The following is a 22,510-nucleotide window of genomic DNA, read 5'->3' as shown; positions in this document are numbered from 1 at the left end:
TGCACGCGCGTGGCCTGCGGTAGAATCTGAGGTGAACGAGCACGGCGCGCCGCGCCCGCGCGCCCAGAGCAAAAGGAGCACCGCATGATCGATCGCTATACCCGCCCGGAGATGGGCCACATCTTCTCGCTCGAGAACAAGTACGCCATCTGGCAGGAGATCGAGGTGCTCGCCTGCGAGGCTCACGCCGAGATGGGCAAGATCGGCATCACCAAGGAGGAGGCGGCCTACATCCGCGAGCACGCCTCCTTCAACAAGGAAGAGGTCGACGCCATCGAGACCGTCACCAACCACGACGTCATCGCCTTCCTCACCAACATGGGCGAGTACATCGACAAGGACGTCCCCGAAGGCGAGCCCAAGCCCAGTCGCTGGGTGCACTACGGCATGACCTCGTCCGACCTGGGCGACACCGCCCTTTGCTACCAGCTCGTCCAGGCGACCGACATCCTCATCGAGGACTGCCGCAAGCTCGGTGAGATCTGCAAGCGCCGCGCCTTCGAGGAGCGCAACACCCTTTGCGTGGGCCGCACCCACGGCATCCACGCCGAGCCCATGACCTTCGGCATGAAGTTCGGCAGCTGGGCCTGGGAGCTCAGGCGCGACCTCGACCGCCTGATCGACGCTCGCAAGAACGTTGCCTTCGGCGCCATCTCCGGTGCGGTGGGCACCTACAGCTCCATCGACCCCTTCGTGGAGGAGTACGTCTGCGAGCATCTGGGCCTCGTGCACGATCCGCTGTCCACCCAGGTCATCAGCCGCGACCACCATGCCTACCTGGCGGGCGTCCTCGCCACCACCGCCGCTACCTGCGAGCGCATCGCCACGGAGATCCGCAACCTCCAGAAGACCGATACCCTCGAGGCGGAGGAGCCGTTCAAGAAGGGTCAGAAGGGCAGCTCCGCCATGCCGCACAAGCGCAACCCCATCACGCTCGAGAAGGTCTGCGGCCTCTCGCGCGTGGTGAAGGCCAATGCGCAGGTGGCCTTCGATAATGTGGCGCTCTGGCACGAGCGCGACATAAGCCACAGTTCCGCCGAGCGCGTGGCCCAGGCCGACAGCTTCATCGCGCTGGACCACATGTTCCAGTGCCTCATCCGCATCGTGGACGGGCTCATCCTCTACCCGGAGCAGATGAAGGCCAACCTCAACAAGACGCGCGGCCTCATCTTCTCCTCAAAGGTGCTGCTCGCGCTCGTGGATACGGGCATCACGCGCGAGGAGGCGTACGCCATCGTGCAGGAGAACGCCATGGCAACATGGCGCGAGGTGCAGCAGTGTGAGCAGGGCACGACGTTCCGTGAGAAGCTCGAAGCCGACCCGCGCTGTACCGTGACGGCCGAGAAGCTCGACGAGATCTTCGATCCGTGGGACTTCCTCACGCGCATCGATCGCGTCTTCGACCGTCTCGAGGAGCTGAGCTTCGCGTAAGGCTTGCCTGACAACGTGAACGATTGTATGTGGGGGCTCTCATTCTTATGATGCGGAGCCCCCACGTTATGTTCCTCGGTATACTTTGCACGAACGAGATTCGTATCTGTCGGTTTTGAGATGGAAGAGGGTGCCCATGGGTGCGCTGGGTCATGCAGACGTAAATCGGAAAGGAAGGCGTAGCTGCTGGTTGGCCGCCGCCGTGATAGCCTGTGCGACTGCGCTGCTAATCTTCATGGCGGCACCCTCCACAATCTATGCCGAGACGCTGGCATCCAACGAGACCCGGCAGTTCGGTGATTTCACGGTGAAGACGGGGGCGGACGAGACCGCTGACGTGAGCTGGGACGAGGATGGCCGACGCCTCAGGGTGACGAGCGGGTCGCTCACGGTCTCCAACACCAACCCGTCGACCTCGACCAACGATGCGATCTACATCCGCGGGACCGATGGAAGCGTTCCCATCGAGCTGACGCTCGATGGCGTGAACATCGCCACGACGGTGAAGAACCGCTCACCCATCGAGATCGACAACCATGCCACGTCCAACGTGGTGATTAGGCTTGCGGGCGAGAACACTCTGAGCGCTTCGGGCGATATCGCTGCGGGAATCGAAAAGAGCAATGGGCAGAGGGGCGATGACCCCGATGTTGCGAAGCTCAAGATCACGAGCGCCTCGGGCGACGGTTCGACCGAAGGTGTGCTTCGGGTGACGACGAGTGGCAGGTGGGCGTCTGCCATCGGTGCCGCTGACACCAGCACCGTTGATCGTGGGAACGGAGACTGCAAGGGCATCACCATCGCAGGCGGTACGGTGCATGCGAGTGCAGCGGACTGGATGTCGTCGGGAATCGGTGCAAGCGGACACGGATCTGCGTGGGATATCTCCATAACAGGTGGAGCGGTGTATGCCTCCTCGATCGGGGATGCAGGGATATATTACACCCATAATTCGACCATCACCGGTGGATACGTCGTCACCGGTGCTTGGGAGGGGAACGCGCCTACAGGTGGCATGGTGAGCACGGACAACGGCTCCAACTTCGTTGTGTACAGCGACACGAGCATGCCTTTTAATGTGACCGCTCCCAGCAACGGGACGCTCACGGTGAATGACGGTGCGACGCTCACGATTCCCCAAGGGACCACGTTGACCAACGACGGGATCATCTACAACAACGGGGGCATCGTCGTCGAGGGCCAGCTGATCAACAACGGCACGATCTGGAACGGCGGCCCACTTGGCGAGGTAGACGGATCGGGTACGATTCTCAACCAATATGTAGAGGTGACGAGCGGTAGCGGCACCGGTCCCTATGGGGCGGGCGACACGGTGACCATCACGGCGGATGAGTTCGATGACGGCCGCGTGTTCGATCATTGGGAAGTCACCCATGGCAGCGACGTGGCATTTGCAGATGCCGGCAGCGCAACCACTACGTTTTCCATGCCGGACGGCTACGTCAGGATCCGCGCGGTGTACGTATACGTTCAGGCGACCGTGACATACGAAGATGGCACCGAGGGCAGGATCGCGGTGGCAGAGCGAGACCGTCCTCTAGATCTTGATGGTTGCAGCAACTGCACCATCACGCTTTCCGAGACTTATCCCTACGGAGGCAACTGGACCATCTATGCTTACCGCGCGAGCGATGTGGTTCTCGATCTGTCGGGGCGGTCGGTGCACTTGAATGAAGCGCCGGGAGGAACATCGACCATACGAAACGGTGCGATATCAGTACGAGATATGTATCTCGACAGACAGACGCTTACGCTCGAGCACGTCGATGTGTCGACTGGCTATCTCTCAGGAATCGCTCTCAACGATAGCTCCGTGCTCGTGGTCGGCGAGGATGTGACGTTCTCAAGCGATGTGGAGTTCTACAACTATGGCGTTATCCGCACGCTCTGCACCGACGATCGCCTGTATTCAGGTAAAGTCGAGTTGATGCACGATGCCGGTTCCGATGCGCGCATCGAGAACGACAGCTTGGTCTACACCTGCGAGCGGTGCAGGCAGGCGGTGAGCGAGGCATGCAATGAGGTGCGCGATCCTTCGCTGGCCCTCGAGCTCGAGCAAAATCCTGTGTACGACGGCGAGCCCATCTCCGCGACGGTTGCAGCCAAGCGCGGGGAGGAAGACGTGGCGGATGAGGTGATCTTGTCCTACCGTGCCGCCGATGCGGCGGGAAGCGTCCCGTTCACGGATGGCCTGCCCTCAGCACCCGGCACGTACGTGGTCCGCGCCGTTCTGCCCGCTGCGTTGGTCCGGGCAAAGGACGGTACCGTCGTGGGGTACACCCGCATGGAGGTTGAGCGCGAGGTGACCATCGCCGCTGAGGGCCAGGGCGGATCCAGCGACGAAGGTGGTACGGGAAGCGGCTCTCAAGGCGACTCTGTCCACGGAGGCCAAAGCAATCAGCCCGGTGACGGGCAGCCCGAGGGTACTGGGGGCTTGCTTGCCTCAACGGGAGATCCGCTTTCTGCGGTCGTCGCTGCATGCATGGGGCTTGGCGGAATATCGGTGGGCCTGGGTGCTGTGCTCCTGAGGAGCCGCCGTATGTCGAATAGGGTATAGAGAGCATCCGCTGCCAAGGAGGCACGCGTCCGTGGCTGAAAGGCGAGCCAGGCCGGCTGGTGCAGCCGGGCGCGTCAACGCCCTGCGCCGGCTATTCGTGCGATCCAATCTGCTTTTTGGCTGGTCCGCGCCCTGTGGCCTTGCATCGGGCCGTGCAGCGGGTAGCATGGTTGCAGCACCGAGCCATAGGGGCGGGACGTGAGCGTGCACAGGGCTGGACGCCGGCGTCCCTGCGCCTCGCCAAGATAGCCGCTTCTTGTTCGCAGGCATAAGGAGAAACCAATGGTAGAGATCGACTTCACGCCTCGCGGCGTATGCTCCAAACGTATCCACGTCGCGCTTGATGATTCGGGCGAGACCATCGAGCAGGTCTCCTTCACGGGCGGCTGCAACGGCAACCTCAAGGCCATCTCCAAGCTCGTCGCCGGCAAGCCTGTCGATGAGATTCGCGACATCCTGCGCGGGAACACGTGCGGTCCGCGCCGTACATCTTGTGCGGACCAGCTCTGCTGTGCACTCGACGCCGCCCAGGAACAGGCGCGGGCATGAGGCTCTTCGGCAACAAGAAGCGCGCTGCCAAAGGCGCGGGGGTCCAAGCGGGGGCGCGGGTAGGCGCACGGCCTGAGGCGCGTGACCGCCGGGGCATCTCGCGCCGCGCATTCGCAGCAGGCACCCTCGCGGCGGGAGCTGGCATCGCGGCCATCTCGCTCGTAGGATGCTCGTCCGATAGCTCCGACCCGGCCACGGGCGACCCGCAGGTGGTGACCGATGAGTCGCAGATCATCGCCGTCATGGACGGTGACTACGAGAACTCGGATTCCACGCCCGCGGTCTCGTACGCTTGGACGCTCCCCTTGGGTACCATGCTCTTCCACAACGGAGGCGGCTCCTGGGCGGCGGCGCTTCTCACGCCCGAGTCGGCTGGCAACGCCAACACCCTCGGTGTTGTGAGCCTTGCCACAGGAAACGCCACCACGCTGCTGGAAACCCCTACGCAGGGTATCGCGTACGACTTCTTCGATGTGCGCTGCTCAAGTGGCGTGTACGCTTGGGTGGAGATCAACTATACCGACCGCAGCTGGCTTCTTCTTGCCCAAGAGCTGTCTAACGGCTCGCTGGTGGGCAATGCCGTCAAGCTCGACGAGGGCGATGCGGATTGGGAGCCTCCGCGCTTCACAGCATGGGAGTCGAGCGTGATCTGGCAGAAGATGCCACTCGCATCGGGCTCCCAGTCGTCGTCATACTCGCACTGCTACCGATGGACGGTTGGCTCCGACCAAGGCGTGGAGATTCGCGAGTCGCATGGGCGCTTCGCGACGGCGCCGCGTGTTGCCGACGGCATCCTGACCATCGCGCCCCGCGTGCACGAGGACGAGGGGACCTACTACGGCATGACGGCGATCGACCTCGCGGACGATTCGTTTTCCCAGGTCGATCAGCTCGTGCTCCCGCGCTCGGTCTCGCCGTTCGACGCGGTCTACATGAACGAGGCGTTCGTCTTCTCCATCGAGGCCTCTTACGAGGGCGTGGGCAGTCTGGGCAACATGGGGACCTACATCGGGCGCGAAGGAGGGCCCTATGTCTACCTGCGACGCGAGCCGCTCGCCCAGGTAACCGGCAATGGCACAAGGTACCTTGTGAAGTCCCAGGCATCGAACATCCTCGTGGATACCGAGGCAAAGACCTATGCGGTCATCTCCGCGCCGGATCGGTGCCTCGACTATGGAGATTGGCCTGCGACCGAGGGCGTGTCTGACCGGTTCGTGACCTACGCCACCGTTCGCGATGAGACCGGCATCCCTGCTAGCGTATCCGTGCGCGTGTTCGGACTGTAGGGCTGCCGCCGCCAAGCGGCGAGTGCGGACGCGCGGTAAGGGCTGCGGGTTCCCGCCTGGGGTTCTTTGCGACTGTTGTTGATCGAGCTTGCGTTACGCGAGCTGCTCGAGCCTTGCGTTTGCCTCGGCGAGGATGGCGCTCGCCTTCTCGTTGTCGAGCGGTTGCAGCGGTACGGGCTGGCTGGGCTTCTCGGCTATCGCCTTCTCCATCCACACGATGCCGAGCCAGCGCTCGAACTTGTGGGCGCAGGAGGGAAATACCGCACGGGTGCTATAGCCGTGCCGTTCGTGGAACGCAATCGAGCCGGTGTTCTCTGAGCAGATGCAGGCTTCGGCATTCACGATTCCCTGCGCCGCCATGAGGCGTTCGAGCGCGTCGAGCAGCACCGCCCCGAGCCCGCATCCGGTGAGGCCCTCTGCAAGGTAGATCGTGGTCTCGGCCGACCATTGATACGCCGCGCGATGGCCAAAGGGCCCGTGGCAGGCAAAGCCTATGATTCGCTTGCTGGGTATGTGCTCGAGCACGATGAAGGTACGCCGCTCCAGGGCCTCGGCGATGCGTGCTGCGTACTCGTCGACGGAGGGCACCGTGAATTCGAAGCTGACGGTCGTGTGCTCCACGTATGGGGCATACACCGCGAGGACCCCCGCGGCATCGCGCGGCGTGGCGGTGCGAATTTGGTATGTCATGGCAACCTCCGAAAGAAAAACGCCGCGATGGGAAAAATGAGCCAAACCATGCATTGCCCCCGCGATGCGTTTCCGCTGCGTGCTTGCATAACCAGTCTAGCGTCGCGTGCGGTACAATGTGGTAGTTCTTTCGAGTTGAGACAAGGAGGCCTGCTTATGGCTTCGGACGCAAGGAAAATCCTGCTCGTCGAGGATGAGAAGGCCATTCGCGATGCCGTTGCGGCATACCTCGAGCGCGAGGGGTACTGGGTCGTCGGCGTCGGTGACGGTCAATCGGCTGTTGAAGAGTTCGAGAAGCACCAGTTCGACCTCATCGTGCTCGACCTCATACTTCCGAAGCTTTCAGGCGAGCGCGTTTGCCGTGCCATCCGCGATACCTCCGATGTGCCCATCATCATGCTGACCGCCAAGGGCGAGGTCGAAGACCGCATCATCGGCCTCGAGCTCGGCGCAGATGACTACCTTATCAAGCCGTTCTCGCCCCGCGAGCTCGTGGCGCGCGTGCGCGCCCTCTTCCGCCGCGCCCATCAAAGCGATGAGCCGCAGGTGGAGGTTCTCGATTTCGGCGACCTGGTCATCGACATCTCCGGGCACAAGATTCTGGTTGAGGGCAGGGAGGTCGACCTTACGGCTTCTGAGTTCAAGCTGCTCACCACGCTTGCCCGTCATCCCGGCCGCGTGTACAACCGCATGGAGCTCGTCGAGAAGGTGCTCGGCTACGATTTCGAGGGTTACGAGCGCACCATCGACTCCCATGTGAAGAATCTCCGCGCCAAGCTGGGCGACGATCCCAAGCATCCCAAGTGGCTGTACACCGTGCACGGCGTGGGCTACCGTTTCGAGGCGCCGGCTCAGAACGCCGACGACAAGGCGGCTGCCGCTAAGTAGAAAGAGCGCGCATGCTCCCTGCTCGCGTAGAGATCGGACAACGGCATAAGCAAGGCGACGAAGCGAATTCCCGCGCGCGCTGGAATACGCCTCGTTCCGATGTGCGAAACGGCATGAGCTATGCCTCGCGCATGGCGGCGTCGTTTGCGTTGACCTCGGTGATGACAGTCGCGGTTCTGGTGACCGTGGTCACGGTGGTGTGGAGCGGCGTCTTCACGGATTACACGCGCGACAACATGACCGAGATCGCTCAGCTTGCAGCCCAGCGCCTTGCCGAGGCGTATGAGGCAGACGGCGAGTGGACCACGGAGTTCCTTGCCTCCGTTGCGGACTCGAGTCTGGTTTCCGACGACACGGGCATGCAGGTCGCCGACGAGGACGGCACGATTCTCTACGACGACTCGTGGCCAGCCGCCGCTATCGCCGCCGAGGTGCGCCGCAGCCAGGAGAACGAGGAGGCTGCGGACGCCGGGGCTGCGGAAGCGGATGCCGGAGAGGCAGAGGGCTCCGCCCCCGAAGGTTCGGCTACGGTCGAAGATCCCGCTCCGGCGGATGGAGCGAACCCCGAAGGCGATGCCGGCGATGCGGCATCATCGGAGGGCTCAGCCGACGAGGGCGATGACGACGAGCAGGCCCACAGCCTCACGTCGAGCGCGCCGACCGACGCCTCCGCCTCGGTGACGCGCGACATCGTTCTCTCCGACGGCACGGTCGTGGGACAGGTTCGTCTGTGGGTGCTTGGTTCCGATGCGTTGCTTAGCCGCGCCGATACGGCTTTCCGTGAGCGGACCTTCAACGCCATGTTCTTCGCTGCGATCATCGCCGTGGCGATCTCGCTCATCATCGGCTTCCTCGTCTCGCGGATGCTCACCAACCCGCTCCGCCGCATCACCGGTACCGCCAAGCAGATTCGCGATGGCGATCTCTCGGCTCGCACGGGCCTGCGCGGTGACGACGAGATAGACCGTCTGGGCGAGACGTTCGACGAGATGGCTACCTCGCTCGAGAAGGACCTCAAGCACGAGCGCCGCATCACGTCCGATGTCGCGCACGAGTTACGCACCCCGCTCATGGCCATGCTCGCGACCGTCGAGGCCATGCAGGACGGCGTGCTGCCCGCGGATGACGAGCACCTCGAGACCGTTGCATCCGAGACTCGCCGTCTTTCGAGGCTCGTCCAGCAGATGCTCGACCTCTCGCGCATGGAGAACCGTACCGCCCCGCTCAAGCTCGAGCCGGTGGACATCGCGCCGTTCGTCCAGCGCATCGTCGATAGTCAGCAGCAGCTCTTCCAAGCGCGCGATCTGCGTTTGCGCTTCGCAGATGATACGCAGGGCCGTCCGGCGACGATCGAGGTCGATCCGGACATGATTACCCAAGCCGTGATCAACCTGCTCAGCAATGCCATGCGCTATACGCCTGAGGGCGGTTGGGTCGTGGCGTCCGTCTCGGGTGATCGCCGCTACATCATGATCTCGGTCAAAGATACCGGCATCGGCATCGCCAAGGAGGACCTGTCGCGCATCTTCGGCCGCTTCTGGCGAGCGGATGCGAGCCGTGCGCGCGAGGCGGGCGGTCTAGGCGTGGGCCTCTCGGTCACCAAGCAGATCGTCGAGCGGCATCATGGGTTCATCTCGGTGGAGTCCGAACTTGAAAAAGGTACGACCTTTACGATTCATCTGCCGCGTGAAGCCACACCGGAAGGCTCATCCTCTACAATAGAACACTAGGCCTAGGCAGGGCGGCCTTTCCGACGGCTCGCGCCCGTGCCAGCCTGCGCATGTCACCATTGGATAGAGGAGTTGACTCTCGTGGCTCACATGGAACGCCGCCCCGATTCCCACGGCAAGGTACGCGATATCTACCAGGCGGGCGAAAACCTGCTCATGGTTGCGACCGACCGCATCTCAGCGTTCGACTACATTCTCCCCGATGAGATCCCGTTCAAGGGCGAGGTCCTGAACCGCATCTCCGCGTTTTGGTTTGAGAAGTTCGCCGACCTGGTGCCGAACCACCTTGTGAGCATCGACGTCGACGATTTCCCCACGGAGTTCGCTGAGTACCGTGATTATCTCGCCGGTCGCTCCATGCTCGTCCGCCGCGCCGAGCCCATCATGATCGAGTGCATCGTGCGCGGTTACCTCACCGGCTCCGGCAAGAAGACCTACGACGCGGACGGTACCGTTTGCGGCATCAAGCTGCCCGCCGGCCTCGTCGAGGCGTCCAAGCTTCCCGAGCCCATCTTCACCCCGTCCACCAAGGCGGCCATTGGCGACCACGACGAGAACATCTCGTTCGACCGCACGGTCGAGCTGGTTGGTGCCGATGTGGCCGAGCAGATCCGCGATCTGTCGCTCAAGATCTACACCGCCGCGAGCGATTACGCTGCCACGCGCGGCATCATCATCGCCGACACCAAGTTCGAGTTCGGCATCATCGACGGCAAGGTGACCCTTATCGACGAGTGCCTCACCCCCGACTCGAGCAGGTTCTGGCCTGCCGACTCCTACGAGGAGGGCAAGGTGCAGCCAAGCTATGACAAGCAGTACGTGCGTGACTGGCTGCGCGCCAATTGGGATATGACCGGCGACGCCCCGCACCTGCCCGCCGAGATCGTGGAGGGAACGTCCGCGCGGTACCGCGAGGCATATCAGATCATTACCGGCTCTGATTTTGTAAGCATGAAGGAGAACGCATAAGTGAGCATCCGTAGCGCCAACAACAAGCGTACGCAGAACCATGAGTATGTCGGGGCGGCCCGCAAGTCCGCCTCGTCCGCGAAGCCGGCGCGCGCTGCCGCGAGCTCGGTGCGCGTGGTGCCCGCCTCCTCGAAGGCTCGCCGTCGCGAGCTCGAGCAGGGCGAGTCGCTCGAGGGCTTGTCCAAAGAGGAGAAGAAGGCCCGCAAGCGTGAGGCCCGCCTCAAGGAAGATCGCATGATCTCGGCGGCAACCATCCTGATGAAAGAAGATGACGAGTACAACAAGAAGCGTCGCATCTTCTGGGTGCTCGTCGTGTTCGGCATGATCGTCGCCATCGCCGTGTGGATGCTCATGTCCTTCTCGCCGACGGTCGGGCAGAACCCGGTCGTGCAGTTCGGCGGCATCATCGTCGCGTATGCCGCGGTGATCGGTGGCTTCATCTACGATCTCGTGGCGATCCGCCCCATTCGCAACTACTACAAGTCGACCGTCGCCGGCATGACCGATAACAAGGTGCTCGCCGTGCTCGAGCGCTCGGCCGAGAAGGAGGAGCGCAAGCGCAGCGCGAAGAAGGCCGACGGCACGAAGGGTGATGACGCGCCGGCTCTCGCCGAGGAGGCTCCGCGCAAGCGCGGACCCAAGAAGAACCATCGTTCACGTCGATAAGGCACCGTAAAGGAACAGCCATGATCAAGGCCGCTCTGACCGTCGAGGACGCCCGCGCCGGCATGCAGGCGCTCGAGCCCGCTATCGAGCGATATGCTCGACTTATTGTCAGCAAGGGCGTAAATGTGCGTCTGGGACAGGAGGTTGTGGTCCAGGCGCCGGTTGAGTCCTGTGCCTTCGTGCGCAAGCTCGTCGCTGAGGCGTATCGCGCCGGCGCCGGTCATGTCACGGTTGTTTGGGGAGACGATGCGGTCTCGCGCCTGACGTACGAGAACGTCGAGGTATCGTGGTTCGAGCAGGTGCCCGCCTGGCAGCGGATGCAGCTGGATTCGCTTGCCGAGGCAGGTGCCTGCTTCATCTTTGTCGAGGGCGCGGACCCCGAAGCGCTCGCCGGCATCGATCCGGCAAAGCCCGCTGCTGCCTCCAAGGCGCGGAACACCCAGTGCGCGATCTTCCGCCGCGGGCTCGATTTCAATCTCAACCCGTGGTGCATCGCCGGCGCGCCAATCGTGGCTTGGGCTCGGGAGGTGTTCCCGCGCGTGCCGGATGAGGTTGCCCTCTACAAGCTGTGGTGCGCGATTCTCTCGGCGGCGCGTGCGGACGGCGCGGATCCCGAGAGCGATTGGGAGCTCCATGACGCCACATTCGAGAAGAACCTTCGCTTTCTGAACGAGCGTCATTTTGACGCGCTGCGCTATGAGTCGTCGAACGGGACGGCGCTTACCGTAGGCCTTGTCGATCGGCACCTTTGGGCTGGCGGCAAATGCGAGACCCCCGATGGACACGAGTTCTTTCCCAATATTCCCACCGAGGAGGTCTTCACCTCGCCGGATCGCATGCGGGCCGATGGCATCGTGTACTCGACGATGCCGCTTATCCATCATGGCAACAAGGTCAACCACTTCTGGCTTCGCTTCGAGGAGGGGCGCGTGGTCGACTACGGTGCCGAGCAAGGGCTCGAGACGCTGCGAAGCATCATCGAGGCCGATGAGGGCGCCAGCCGCCTGGGCGAGGTGGCGCTCATCTCCAAGAACACACCCATCCGCGAGAGCGAGACGCTTTTCTACGATACGCTATACGACGAAAACGCGAGCTGTCATCTAGCGCTCGGCGTCGGGTTCCCGGAGTGCTACGACGGCGGGTATGACCTCACGCCTGACGAGCTGCGTGAGCGCGGCGTGAACACGTCGAGCACCCACGTCGATTTCATGATCGGTGCGGACGACCTCGCTGTTACCGGCATCATGGCGGACGGTACCGAGGTGCCTGTCTTCGTTAACGGCCAGTGGAGCTGGGAATAGGCTGCTACCGGGTATTGTTCGCAAGTCTATTTCCGTTGCCGTCGCGGTTGCGTCAATGCGTCGCCTCGTGACGATGGATGACGCGCGACAACCTTGAAATGCTCCTAGGCCTGTTTCTTGGCGAGCGGGATGATGCCTACCGTCGAGGAAGAGCGAAATGAGAACACATCGTAAGATGTCTGCATATATCCGACGCTAATAGTGAGGTCTGTGCATCTATCAGAAACCATTCATAAGCACTATGCGCGTAACAGATGCTCATCGTAAGAAAAATGCAGTTCAGAATTTGATATCGTAAGAATATTGTAATAACAATAGAAATAATGAACAAAACTTACGAGCAGCATGGCAATAACAAAGAAATTATACGATAGCAATTTTAAAAATGAAAGAATCTTACGACAGTCACGTCTGGAAATGAGGAATCGTTACGACTCCTTTTACCGCACGATTGACGGGCGTGCCGCACAACTCCGCGCTGGAGCAAAATGCGGTTTCGCTATTGGGTCCGAGGATGCGAGAAAGAAAACGCCTCCTTTACGGGAGGCGTTACCATGTCGTGGTGGGCCGTTAGGGGTTCGAACCCTAGACCTTGGGATTAAAAGTCCCCTGCTCTGCCAGCTGAGCTAACGGCCCGTAGGCGCTATTGTAACACGAAGGCGGAGGTGCCGGGGCTGGGTACCGGCGTACGACCGAATTGCGGCTTGCTGGCAAGAGCAAAGAGGAGCAGGCCGAGGCCCTTGTGCGGCACATGGCCATCTTCAACACCACGCCGCTCGCCGTGACGCTCGGTGAGACGACCTTCGCGATCCAGGACTACATCGACCAGATCTTCCCGTCGCTGCTGCCGTTGCTCTACGTGCTCGCGATGTTCGGCTGCCTCAAGAAGGGCATGAGCTCGACCGCCATCCTGCTCATCACGATCGCCGTGGCGCTTCTTGGCGTGTGGACGGGCCTGCTGGCGTAGGCTTATCTGACGATTCTGCCGCTTGTTCTCACGTTCGGCATGTATAGTCCGGTTGACCCGCTGAGATGCAAGGAAACAATCCGGATGTGAGAACCTGTGACGCAGCGGCTAGGCATTAGCTGCGTTTGGGGGCGATCGCAAGGTCGCCCCCTTTTTCTCTATGGCCATGCCGCCGTTGGGCGAAGATGTTCCGTGGGACATGCGGCCGTATCCACGGGATGCCACCTGCTTCGTCCTCTGCCGCCCTGCAATCTTGCGCGTTCACCGGCGCGTTAGAGTCTGCCCGCACCAGTTGCCGTATGATTCTGCTATAGAGGCGCGCCTGCGCTTGGTGGCTGCTGCTGCGATTGCGCGGCGGCGCGATGCACGGCTCGGAAGGAAGGCAATGCAATGGCAGATGTACATGAGCTTCTCGACCTTTGGATCGAGAACGTCAAGGACGACGAGCTCCTGGCGGAGCTTACTGCGCTGAAGGAATCCGGCGACGAGAACGCGATCACCGACGCGTTCTTCCAGGACCTGGCCTTTGGTACAGCGGGCCTGCGCGGCACCATTGGAGCTGGTACCAATCGCATGAACATCTATACCGTCGGTCGCGCAACCCAGGGCTTCGCGAACTACCTCAACGCGACGTTCGAGAATCCCACGGTCGCCATCGCGCGCGATTCGCGCAACAAAGGCGAGCTGTTCGTGAAGACCACCGCAGCCATCCTTGCGGCGAATGGCGTTACCGCCTACGTGTATCCCAAGATCTCCCCGGTGCCCACGCTTTCCTGGGCAACCCGCTACCTCAAGTGCTCCGGCGGCATCTGCATGACCGCCTCGCACAACCCCGCCGCCTACAACGGCTACAAGGCTTACGGACCCGATGGCTGTCAGATCACCTCCGAAGCTGCCGACGCCATCGGAGCCGCGATGGAGGCCACTAATCCCTTCACCGACGTCAAGACCATGGACTTCGACGAGGCGGTGGAGCAGGGCCTCGTGAAGTGGATCGACGACGAGGTGCTCGACGCCTACTACGATGCCGTGCTCAAGTGCTCGGTCTGCAACCTTACCGAGGAGGAGTCTGCCTCAGCGCCGCTCAAGCTCGTGTACACGCCGCTTAACGGCACCGGCCTCATTCCTGTGACCACCGTGCTCGCCCGCGCCGGCATTACCGACGTCACCGTGGTTCCCGAGCAGAAGGACCCCGACGGCAACTTTCCCACCTGCCCGTATCCCAACCCGGAGATTCGCGAGGCCATGCAGAAGGGCATCGACCTGTGCCAGGAGGTGCAGCCCGACCTGCTTCTCGCCACCGACCCCGATGCAGACCGCGTGGGCGTGGCTTGCCAGGATGGCGACGACTACACGCTGCTCACCGGTAACGAGATGGGCGTGCTCCTGCTCGACTACATCTGCAAGATGCGCGCCGCTCGCGGCGAAGACCTCTCCAACAAGGTCGCTGTGACCACCATCGTGTCTTCCGCCATGGTCGATGCGCTTGCTGAGGAGTATGGCTTCGAGATGCGCCGCTGCCTCACCGGCTTCAAGTACATCGGCGACATCATCACCGGACTTTCGGACGCCGGCGAGGTGGACCGCTTCATCTTCGGCTTCGAGGAGAGCTATGGCTACCTCTCTGGTGACCACGTGCGCGACAAGGATGCCGTGAACGCCTCGCTGCTCATCTGCCAGATGGCCCAGTACTACAAGCTGCAGGGCAAGAACCTGGTCCAGGCTATGCGCGAGCTGTACGAGAAGTACGGTTACTACCACAACAAGACCGTGTCGCTGAGCTATCCCGGTGCGGATGGTGCCGCCAAGATGGCGGGTATCATGGCGGGGCTGCGCGAGACCACCCCGACGGAGATTGCAGGCAGCAAGGTCGAGGGCGTTGTGGACTACAAGGGCGGCGTGAACGGCTTGCCGAGCGCCAATGTCATCGAGTTCGACCTCGAGGGCGGCAACAAGGCTATCGTGCGCCCCTCGGGCACCGAGCCCAAGATCAAGCTTTACATCTTCGCCAAGGGCGAGGATGCCGCGGCAGCGGATGCGCTCCTTGCGGCGATCGAGGAGGACGGCCGCAAGCTGCTGAGCTAACGCGTCGCCGCGCTAGCGTGACAAGATCGTTTCCCTGCTGTGGATGAACGCAGGGGTAGGGGCGGGTGCCTGCGGGTGTCCGCCCTTTGCGTGCGCATGCTCGTGCATGCGAGGCGCGCCACGATAGCCGTGCGCAGGCTGTCTGGGTGATGGCTGCGGCGAGCTTTCGGCGGCGGTGTTGCCTGGGTGCATGATGCTCGCTCGGGCACGCCTCAACCAAAGAGTCATGGCATAATGGCGCTATCTGTCTCCACGTTAATAGGAGTGTGCATGAGCTCGTACGACGGGTTCCCGACGACGGTCATCGCAGGCTACGGTTCTGAGGCCGTAACGGAGGGATGGGAGGCGATTACGGCGCGCCTTGCCGCGATCATGCCGCAAGACGGCGTTCTTGCTATCGAAGCATATCCGGGCGTCGATGATGATGCGGTCCTTTCGCATCTGGAAGCGCTCAACCCCGCACTCCTCGTAAGCACGCGCGAGCTCTTCCCCGAGCCGGCGGAGCTTACGGCGCGTCTCAAGCCCTTCCTTACCGACGACCGTGTGTTTGGCCGCATGTGCTACTTCGATCTCGAGGACCTTATGGAGCCTGAGCGCCTGGAAGCTGCTCGCGAGCAGGTGAACGCCGCGGAAGGCCCGGTAGTGGTGTACGGCTGGGGAGCTACGCTCGTTCACCCGGGCGACCAGCTCGTCTTCTTCGACATGACGCGTTGGGAGATCACGCTGCGCTACCGTGCGGGCATGACCAACTACCGTGCGGAGAACGCCGATGAGGACAGTCTGCGCAAGATCAAGCGCGGCTACTATGTTGAATGGCGCGTGGCAGATAAGCACAAGATGACCTTCTTCGACCGGATGGATCTGTTCGTCGACACGGTCGATACCGATGCGCCCAAGATGCTTGCGGGTGACGCGGTCCGTGACGGCCTGAGCCAGATAGCGCGGCGCCCGTTCCGCCTCAAGCCGTACTTCGACCCGGGTGTGTGGGGCGGCCAGTGGATGAAGCGCGTTTGCGGTCTCGATCCCGAGGCAGATAACTACGCGTGGTCGTTCGATGGCGTCCCCGAGGAAAACGCCCTTATCCTGGCGTATGGCGATAAGACCATCGAGCTGCCGGCGATGGACCTCACCCTCACGCAGCCGCTCGCGCTGTTGGGCGAGGATGTGTACGCGCGCTTCGGTGCCGAGTATCCGATTCGCTTCGACTTCCTGGACACCGTGGGCGGTCAGAACCTGTCGCTGCAGGTTCATCCTACGACGGAGTACGAGCACCGGCAGTTCGGAATGGCGTACACTCAGGACGAGAGCTACTACATCCTCGATGCCGACGAGGGCGCCACGGTTTACCTTGGTCTCAGGGAGGGGGTCGACCCTGACGAGATGATCGCGGCGCTGCGCGAGGCCAATGCGGGCGGCGATCCCTTCGATGCCGAGCGCTATGTGAACCGCTTCCCGGCTAAGAAGCATGATCATTTCCTGATCCCCGCGGGCACGATCCATTGCTCGGGTGCGGGCGCCATGGTGCTCGAGATCAGCGCCACGCCCTACAACAACACCTTCAAGCTGTGGGATTGGGGCCGGCTCGGCCTCGACGGCAAGCCGCGTCCGGTTCATGTCGACCATGGTTCGCACGTCATCAGGTGGGACCGTACGACGCCGTGGGTCGAGGAGAACCTGGTCAACGCCGTCACGGTGGTCAACGAAGACGAGCATGTGCGCGAGGAGCACACCGGTTTGCACGAGCTCGAGTTCATCGAGACGCGACGCCTTTGGATCGAGGACGAGGTTACCATCGATAACGGCGGTTCGGTGAACCAGCTGAACCTCGTCGAGGGTGAACGGGCGCTCGTGGAGAGCCTCGACGGCAGTTTCGAGCCGTACGAGGTGCATTACGCCGAGACCTTTATCGTTCCGGCCTCGGTCAAGGGGTATCGCCTGGTCAATCCCACCGGCGAGCGCATCGGCGTGATTCGCGCCTACGTTCGCAAGCCGCAGGCGTAGGCGGGCGCTGCGGCCTGCCGGGCCGCACCGTTCGGGCAGATAGTTGAGAAGAAAGAGGGATGGAGGCCAAGCGGCTTCCATCCCTCTTCGCATGCGTACCGGGGTTCGGCACCGGCGTCGATGCTGCGGTGAGTGCTAGAGCACGTCGACGTCGGCATCGCGCAGGGTGCAGATGCTTTCCTGATCCTGGTCATCGCAGACGAGCGCATCGAAGTCGCTGAGCGATGCGAAGCGGTACGTGCCGAATGCTTCGAACTTGCGCGACTCGCACAGCAGGTAGCTTTGGCCCGCGCGTTCGATTGCGGCGCGCTTGAGCAAGCCGTCCTCAGCATCGAACGTGGCAACGGCATGGGTGTCGACATCGATGCTGTAGGCACCCAGAAACGCGATGTCGAACCGGTGCGGATCGAGCGCGTCGATGGCGAGGGCTCCTACGAAGCCGTTGAGATCGGGCCGCATGGTGCCTCCGGGACAGATCGCTGTCACGTTGGGGCTGGAGCCCATCGTCGTGAGGATATCGACCATGGGGGAGATGACGGTGAGCGGCATGTCGCCTTGGGCGAGCAGGCGCGCGAGATGCAACGCGGTGGTCGAGATGTCGAGGTAGAGGGTCTGGTTGGGCTTCACGAGCTCGATGGCCTTCAGGGCGATCGCTTGCTTCTCCGGTTGGAAGAGGTTCAAGCGCTCGCCCACGGTGCGGCCACCGGAGCGTTCGATGCGGGTGGCACCGCCATAGACCTTGCGACACCGACCCTCGGCTGCGAGCAGCTTCAAGTCCTTGCGGATGCAGTCCTCGGTAACCTCGAAGCGGCTTGCAAGGTCGGATACGGTCACGCGGCCGCGCTGCTCTATGAGGGCGCAGATCTGCTGTTGACGCTCTTCTTGGAACATGGGCGGCTCCTCGCGGGTATAGCTGAGGCGAGCCCTGGATAGGTGCTCGCGCTCTGGTGAATCTCAAACTAAGTATAGGAGGTTGCCCGTGCAAACGATACAGACTAATAATAAATTCCAACGTAAACGGAATAATCACTTGTAAATCAATACGGAAAACGATAAAGTAATAATAATTTGGATTGGCCCAGTCCCAAGGAGGGAATCCATGCTCACCCCACGTACCCAAGCCATCAGGGACAGCCTCTTTGCCGAAAATCGCGTCGTTTCGCTCGAGCGCGGACGGCTCTACATGGAGAGCTATAAGGAGACGGAGGGAGAGCCGGTTGTCGTCCGTCGCGCGAAGGCCTTGCGCCACCTGCTCGAGAACCACGAGATCGTTATCGATGACTACGATTTGCTTGCCGGTAACCGCACCGCCAAGCCGCGCGCCGGCGTGATCTCGCCCGAGATGTCCCCGTACTGGATCGACGACGAGCTCGACGTGTTCCCTACGCGCCCGCAGGACACGTTCGACATCTCCGACGAGGATAAGGCCTACTACCGCGAGGTGCTCCTGCCGTTCTGGAGCGGCCAGTCGCTGAACGACTGGTACCAAGCGCACATCGACGAGGAGGTCACCGAGGCGGAGCGCACCAAGGTCTTCTCGGTTGCGCAGACCGACAAGGGGCAGGGACACATCATCTGCGACTTCGATATGGTGCTGCACCGCGGCTGGGGCGACATCCTGCGCGAGGTACGCGGGCTTCTCGAGGCTCATCCCGAGAACGAGTTCTACCAGGCGGCCGTGATCTGCCTCGAGGCGACCATCGCCTACTATGGCCGCTATGAGGAGGCGCTGCGGGCCAAGCTCGTCGATGCCACGCCCGAGCGCGCTGCCGAGCTTGAGCGCATGATCGAGATCATGCACCACCTCGCGACCGAGCCCGCTCGCGACCTGTACGACGCGCTGCAGCAGGTGTGGATGATCGAGGTCGTGCTCGAGCACGAGAGCAATGCGAGCTCGCTGTCGCTCGGCCGCGCCGACCAGTACCTGTGGCCCTACTACCAGAAAAGCCTGGAGCAGGGCGAAACGCCCGAGTTCATCCGCGAGCTCCTGCAGGACTTCTACCTCAAGACCAACACCATCGTCTTCATTCGCTCTACGGCGAGTGCCGCGTTCTTCGCCGGCTTCCCGAGCGGCTTCAACCTCGTGGTGGGCGGTGTCGACGCCGAGGGCAACGATTGCTCCAACGACCTCTCCGAGTTGCTGCTCGACATCCAGAAGGACACGCGCCTTCCCCAGCCCAACCTGTCGCTGCGCGTGCATGAAGGCACTCCTGCCGAGCTCTACCACGAGGCGGGCGAGATCATCCGCCTGGGCGACGGCATCCCGCAGTGCTTCAACGACGAGGTCAACATCCCTGCGTTCGTGAACCGCGGGATCTCGCTCGAGGACGCGCGCGACTACGCCGTCGTGGGCTGCGTCGAGCTCTCCATCCCCGGTCGCATGTACGGCCTGCACGACATTTCGATGTTCAACATGGTGCGCTGCCTCGAGATCACGCTCGAGGAGCATCCCGAGGGCTTCGATACGTTCGAGGAGCTCGAGGAGGCCGTCGAGGCGACCATCGACCGCTATGTCGAGCTCATGGTTCGCGGATGCAACGTGTGCGACCTCGCGCATCGAGAGACCTCGCCCACGCCGCTGCTCTCCTGCCTGGTCCACGACAGCCTCGAGAAGGGTGCCGACATCACTTCCGCGGGCGCGCGCTACAACCTCTCCGGCGTGCAGGGCGTGGGCACCGCCAACGTCGCGGACTCGCTCGCGGTCATGAAGCGCGCGGTCTTCGGCGAGGGCGAGGACGGCAAGAAGCTGGAGCCCAAGCTCACCTACGGCCAGCTGCTCGAGATGCTCGAGCGCGATTGGGAGGGCGAGGGCGACGAGATCTGGCGTCAGTCGTTCATCAACCGCTATCCCAAGTACGGCAACGATATCGACGAGGTCGACCTGCTCGGCCGCCGCTTCCTCTCGCACTACGGCCACGCGGTCGAGAAGTACGACAACGTGCGCGGGGGCAAGTTCCAGCCCGGAAGCTACACGGTGTCGGCCCACGTGCCGCTGGGTGCCGCCTGCGGCGCGACTCCGGATGGCCGCAAGGCGCACGAGGCCCTCGCCGACGGCGGCCTCTCGCCGATGCGCGGCGTCGACAAGCACGGCCCCACCGCGAGCCTGCGCTCGGTGAGCAAGCTCGAAAACGTGCTCAACTCCAACGGCAGCCTGCTGAACGTCAAGTTCTCGCCGTCCACGCTCGAAGGCGAGCGCGGCCTTGCCAAGCTCACCGCCTATCTGCGTGCCTTCTCGCGCCTCAAGCTGCAGCACATCCAGTTCAACGTGGTCAACCGTCAGACGCTTATCGATGCGCAGAAGCATCCCGAGCGGCACAAGGACCTCGTCGTGCGCGTGGCGGGTTACAGCGCCATGTTCGTCGAACTGTCGAAGGCCATTCAGGACGACATCATCAACCGCACCGAGCACGTGCTCTAAGCATCCGGCAAAGGAGAGTCGAGGACCGAGTGGACGCATCCCAGAAGAGCCTCTGCATAACCAACGTGCAGCGCTATTCCCTGCATGATGGCGGCGGCATCCGGACCGTGGTGTTCTGCAAGGGCTGCCCCTTCAAATGCCCGTGGTGCTGCAACCCCGAGAACCTCTCGTTCAAGCCGGAGGTCTCGTGGAAGGAGCGACTGTGCATCGGGTGCTCCGTGCGCGCCGACGGGCGTCGCGATCAAAACGGGTGCCCCTGCGATACCCCGCCCGACCAGTGCCCCACGGGAGCCAAGGAGCTCATGGGTGTGGAGCGCAGCGTGCAGAGCCTCGTTGACGAGGCCATGCGCGACCTCGAGTTCTACGAAGAGAGCGGCGGCGGCGTGACCGCGTCGGGCGGGGAGGCCCTTGCCGGGGCGGCGCGCCAGGCCGCTGTGACCGAGATGCTCGCCGCCTGCAAGCAGCGGGGCACGCACACGGCTATCGAGAGCACCCTCGCGCTCCCGCTTGACGATCCAGAGGCCCTCGTCGCCGCCTGCGACGTGTTCCTGATCGACTTCAAGATCGCGGATCGCGAGCGCAGCCTCGAGGTCACCGGCATCGATCCCGACGTGCGGGACGCCAACCTCAAGCGCGTCTTGGAGCTCGGCGCGAAGGTCGTTGCCCGCATGCCCATCATCCCCGGCTACACGGACAGCCCTGAGAACGTGCGCGCCAACGCCGAGCGCGCTCGCGAGCTCGGCATCAGCCGCGCCGACATCCTGCCCTTCCACCAGCTCGGCGAGGGCAAATACGACTCGCTCGGCATGGACTATACCTGCGAGGGAATTCCTCAGCTTACCGATGTGGACGTGGAGTTCGCCGTCAAGATCTGCGAGGAAGCCGGCCTTGAGGTGGTGGTGCACGGGGAATGACGCGGGGTGCTAACCGATAACGATGTAGTATTAGTATGCGCGCGTGCGCGAAGGCGCTCGGTGAGCGGCGCAGGTTACAGGAGGTTGTACCAATGGAATTCATGCTTGACACCGCTGATCTCGATGCAATCAAGGAGTTCGACGAGGTCCTGACCGTTGCCGGCGTCACCACCAACCCCACCATCATCACCAAGAGCGGAAAGACCCCCGAGCAGGTCATCAGCGAGCTCGTTGACTACCTGCGCCCCGACCAGTCGCTCTTCGTCCAGTCCGTCTCCACGGACTTCGAGGGCATCATGGAGGAGGCCCGCTACATCAACGCCCTGCGCCCCGAGAACACCTATGTCAAGATTCCCGTTACCCGCGAGGGCATGAAGGCCATCAAGGCTGCCAAGGCCGAGGGCCTCAACGTGCTCGCTACCGCTATCTACTCCGCTGACGAGGCCTTCATGGCGGCGCTCAACGGTGCCGACTACCTCGCGCCTTACGTCAACCGTATGTGCAACTACGGCGATGGCGTGGGCCAGGTCATCGACCTCATCCGCATGATCGAGGTCCAGGGCCTGAGCTCCAAGATCGTCGCCGCCTCCTTCAAGAGCGTCGAGCAGGTGCACGAGCTTATCGCTGCCGGCATCCAGGCCGTGACCGTCCAGCCCGATATCGTGCGCGCCATGATCGACCACCCCGGCACCGAGATCGCCGTGGGCGAGTTCACCGACGCGTGGGACAAGACCTTCGGTCGCAAGACCCTGCGCTAGGTCGCGTCGTGCACGCGCCCGTGTCTGGCATGCGGGGGCGTGCAGGGTCGGCTGTGGTTGGGAGCCGCCTGCGTGCCGCTGCGGTTTCGGTGCCGTTTGCGAGCAGCGGTTGTTTCTCGCCGGTGGCCAACCTAAAACGAAACAAGACAGGAGAGGGGCGCCCGTGGGCGCCCCTCTTGTTGTTCTGCGCTTACGATGAGCTTCGCGGCGCATCAATCCGATGATTCGGCCGTGCGGTGCGAGCAGGTTGGTTGTCAACCGCTTCGCACCGCATCGACG

Annotated in this window: 17 protein-coding genes and 1 tRNA gene; 15 read left to right on the top strand and 3 right to left on the bottom strand. The window is 62.7% G+C overall.

The window, feature by feature from the left end:
* The first annotated feature begins 84 nt into the window (after positions 1-84).
* The 4 genes from purB to C1717_RS09940 all read left to right on the top strand — a co-directional run bounded on the left by purB (position 85) and on the right by C1717_RS09940 (position 5,844).
* Entirely contained in the window at positions 85-1,431 is a 1,347-nt protein-coding gene (purB, locus tag C1717_RS09955; RefSeq protein ID WP_102372998.1) for an adenylosuccinate lyase, read from the top strand.
* A 235-nt stretch (positions 1,432-1,666) separates the two neighbouring features.
* Positions 1,667-4,009: an InlB B-repeat-containing protein gene (locus C1717_RS09950; protein WP_146003694.1), complete on the top strand. Its 2,343-nt coding sequence runs from the start codon at positions 1,667-1,669 to the stop codon at positions 4,007-4,009.
* Between the two features lie 282 nt (positions 4,010-4,291).
* Positions 4,292-4,558 (top strand): TIGR03905 family TSCPD domain-containing protein, encoded by a 267-nt coding sequence (locus C1717_RS09945; RefSeq protein ID WP_102372996.1) that lies wholly within the window; start codon positions 4,292-4,294, stop codon positions 4,556-4,558.
* Complete coding sequence (locus C1717_RS09940) at positions 4,555-5,844, top strand: hypothetical protein (protein WP_245859664.1); 1,290 nt, start codon at positions 4,555-4,557, stop codon at positions 5,842-5,844. The genes C1717_RS09945 and C1717_RS09940 overlap by 4 nt, the downstream gene beginning before the upstream one ends.
* A gap of 93 nt (positions 5,845-5,937) precedes the next feature.
* Here C1717_RS09940 and C1717_RS09935 read toward each other — a convergent pair whose 3' ends face one another.
* Complete coding sequence (locus C1717_RS09935; RefSeq protein ID WP_180965924.1) at positions 5,938-6,534, bottom strand: GNAT family N-acetyltransferase; 597 nt, start codon at positions 6,532-6,534, stop codon at positions 5,938-5,940.
* A gap of 156 nt (positions 6,535-6,690) precedes the next feature.
* Here C1717_RS09935 and C1717_RS09930 point away from each other — a divergent pair, with 156 nt between their 5' ends.
* The 5 genes from C1717_RS09930 to C1717_RS09910 all read left to right on the top strand — a co-directional run bounded on the left by C1717_RS09930 (position 6,691) and on the right by C1717_RS09910 (position 12,088).
* Positions 6,691-7,422, top strand: coding sequence for a response regulator transcription factor (locus C1717_RS09930; RefSeq protein WP_102372994.1), 732 nt, complete (start codon positions 6,691-6,693; stop codon positions 7,420-7,422).
* A gap of 11 nt (positions 7,423-7,433) precedes the next feature.
* A complete protein-coding gene (locus tag C1717_RS09925) occupies positions 7,434-9,152 on the top strand; it encodes a sensor histidine kinase (protein WP_102372993.1) in 1,719 nt (572 codons plus the stop codon).
* Positions 9,153-9,242: 90 nt separating this feature from the next.
* The gene (locus tag C1717_RS09920; protein WP_102372992.1) at positions 9,243-10,121 is read left to right on the top strand and encodes a phosphoribosylaminoimidazolesuccinocarboxamide synthase; all 879 of its coding nucleotides are present in this window, start codon (positions 9,243-9,245) and stop codon (positions 10,119-10,121) included.
* On the top strand, positions 10,122-10,787 hold the full coding sequence (locus tag C1717_RS09915; RefSeq protein ID WP_180965923.1) for a hypothetical protein: 666 nt from the start codon (positions 10,122-10,124) through the stop codon (positions 10,785-10,787). It abuts the gene before it with no gap.
* 20 nt (positions 10,788-10,807) lie between these two features.
* A complete protein-coding gene (locus C1717_RS09910; protein WP_102372991.1) occupies positions 10,808-12,088 on the top strand; it encodes an aminopeptidase in 1,281 nt (426 codons plus the stop codon).
* Between the two features lie 560 nt (positions 12,089-12,648).
* Here C1717_RS09910 and C1717_RS09905 read toward each other — a convergent pair.
* Positions 12,649-12,724, bottom strand: a tRNA-Lys gene (locus C1717_RS09905).
* 115 nt (positions 12,725-12,839) lie between these two features.
* On the opposite strand from C1717_RS09905, the gene C1717_RS09900 reads away from it, so the two are divergent.
* The 3 genes from C1717_RS09900 to C1717_RS09890 all read left to right on the top strand — a co-directional run bounded on the left by C1717_RS09900 (position 12,840) and on the right by C1717_RS09890 (position 17,141).
* Positions 12,840-13,055 carry a PTS system mannose/fructose/sorbose family transporter subunit IID gene (locus C1717_RS09900; protein WP_102372990.1) on the top strand — a complete coding sequence of 72 codons (216 nt, stop codon included), beginning with the start codon at positions 12,840-12,842 and terminating at the stop codon, positions 13,053-13,055.
* Between the two features lie 390 nt (positions 13,056-13,445).
* The gene (locus C1717_RS09895) at positions 13,446-15,140 is read left to right on the top strand and encodes a phospho-sugar mutase (protein WP_102372989.1); all 1,695 of its coding nucleotides are present in this window, start codon (positions 13,446-13,448) and stop codon (positions 15,138-15,140) included.
* Positions 15,141-15,410: 270 nt separating this feature from the next.
* Entirely contained in the window at positions 15,411-17,141 is a 1,731-nt protein-coding gene (locus C1717_RS09890; RefSeq protein WP_102372988.1) for a class I mannose-6-phosphate isomerase, read from the top strand.
* Positions 17,142-17,276: 135 nt separating this feature from the next.
* On the opposite strand, the gene C1717_RS09885 is transcribed toward C1717_RS09890, so the two are convergent.
* Positions 17,277-18,032, bottom strand: a complete 756-nt coding sequence (locus C1717_RS09885) for a DeoR/GlpR family DNA-binding transcription regulator (protein WP_102372987.1) — start codon at positions 18,030-18,032, stop codon at positions 17,277-17,279.
* Positions 18,033-18,240: 208 nt separating this feature from the next.
* On the opposite strand from C1717_RS09885, the gene C1717_RS10875 reads away from it, so the two are divergent.
* The 3 genes from C1717_RS10875 (at position 18,241) to C1717_RS09875 (ending at position 22,231) form a co-directional block, all read left to right on the top strand.
* On the top strand, positions 18,241-20,559 hold the full coding sequence (locus tag C1717_RS10875) for a formate C-acetyltransferase/glycerol dehydratase family glycyl radical enzyme (RefSeq protein WP_245859658.1): 2,319 nt from the start codon (positions 18,241-18,243) through the stop codon (positions 20,557-20,559).
* Positions 20,560-20,588: 29 nt separating this feature from the next.
* On the top strand, positions 20,589-21,473 hold the full coding sequence (locus C1717_RS10870) for a glycyl-radical enzyme activating protein (RefSeq protein WP_245859656.1): 885 nt from the start codon (positions 20,589-20,591) through the stop codon (positions 21,471-21,473).
* A gap of 92 nt (positions 21,474-21,565) precedes the next feature.
* Positions 21,566-22,231: a transaldolase family protein gene (locus tag C1717_RS09875; RefSeq protein ID WP_102372986.1), complete on the top strand. Its 666-nt coding sequence runs from the start codon at positions 21,566-21,568 to the stop codon at positions 22,229-22,231.
* The last annotated feature ends 279 nt before the right edge of the window (positions 22,232-22,510 follow it).

The sequence above is a fragment of the Enorma phocaeensis genome, from assembly GCF_900186505.1.
Lineage (GTDB): Bacteria > Actinomycetota > Coriobacteriia > Coriobacteriales > Coriobacteriaceae > Enorma > Enorma phocaeensis.
Note: the sequence above shows the minus strand (reverse complement) of the source record. Positions and strands in the feature narration are given on the sequence as shown.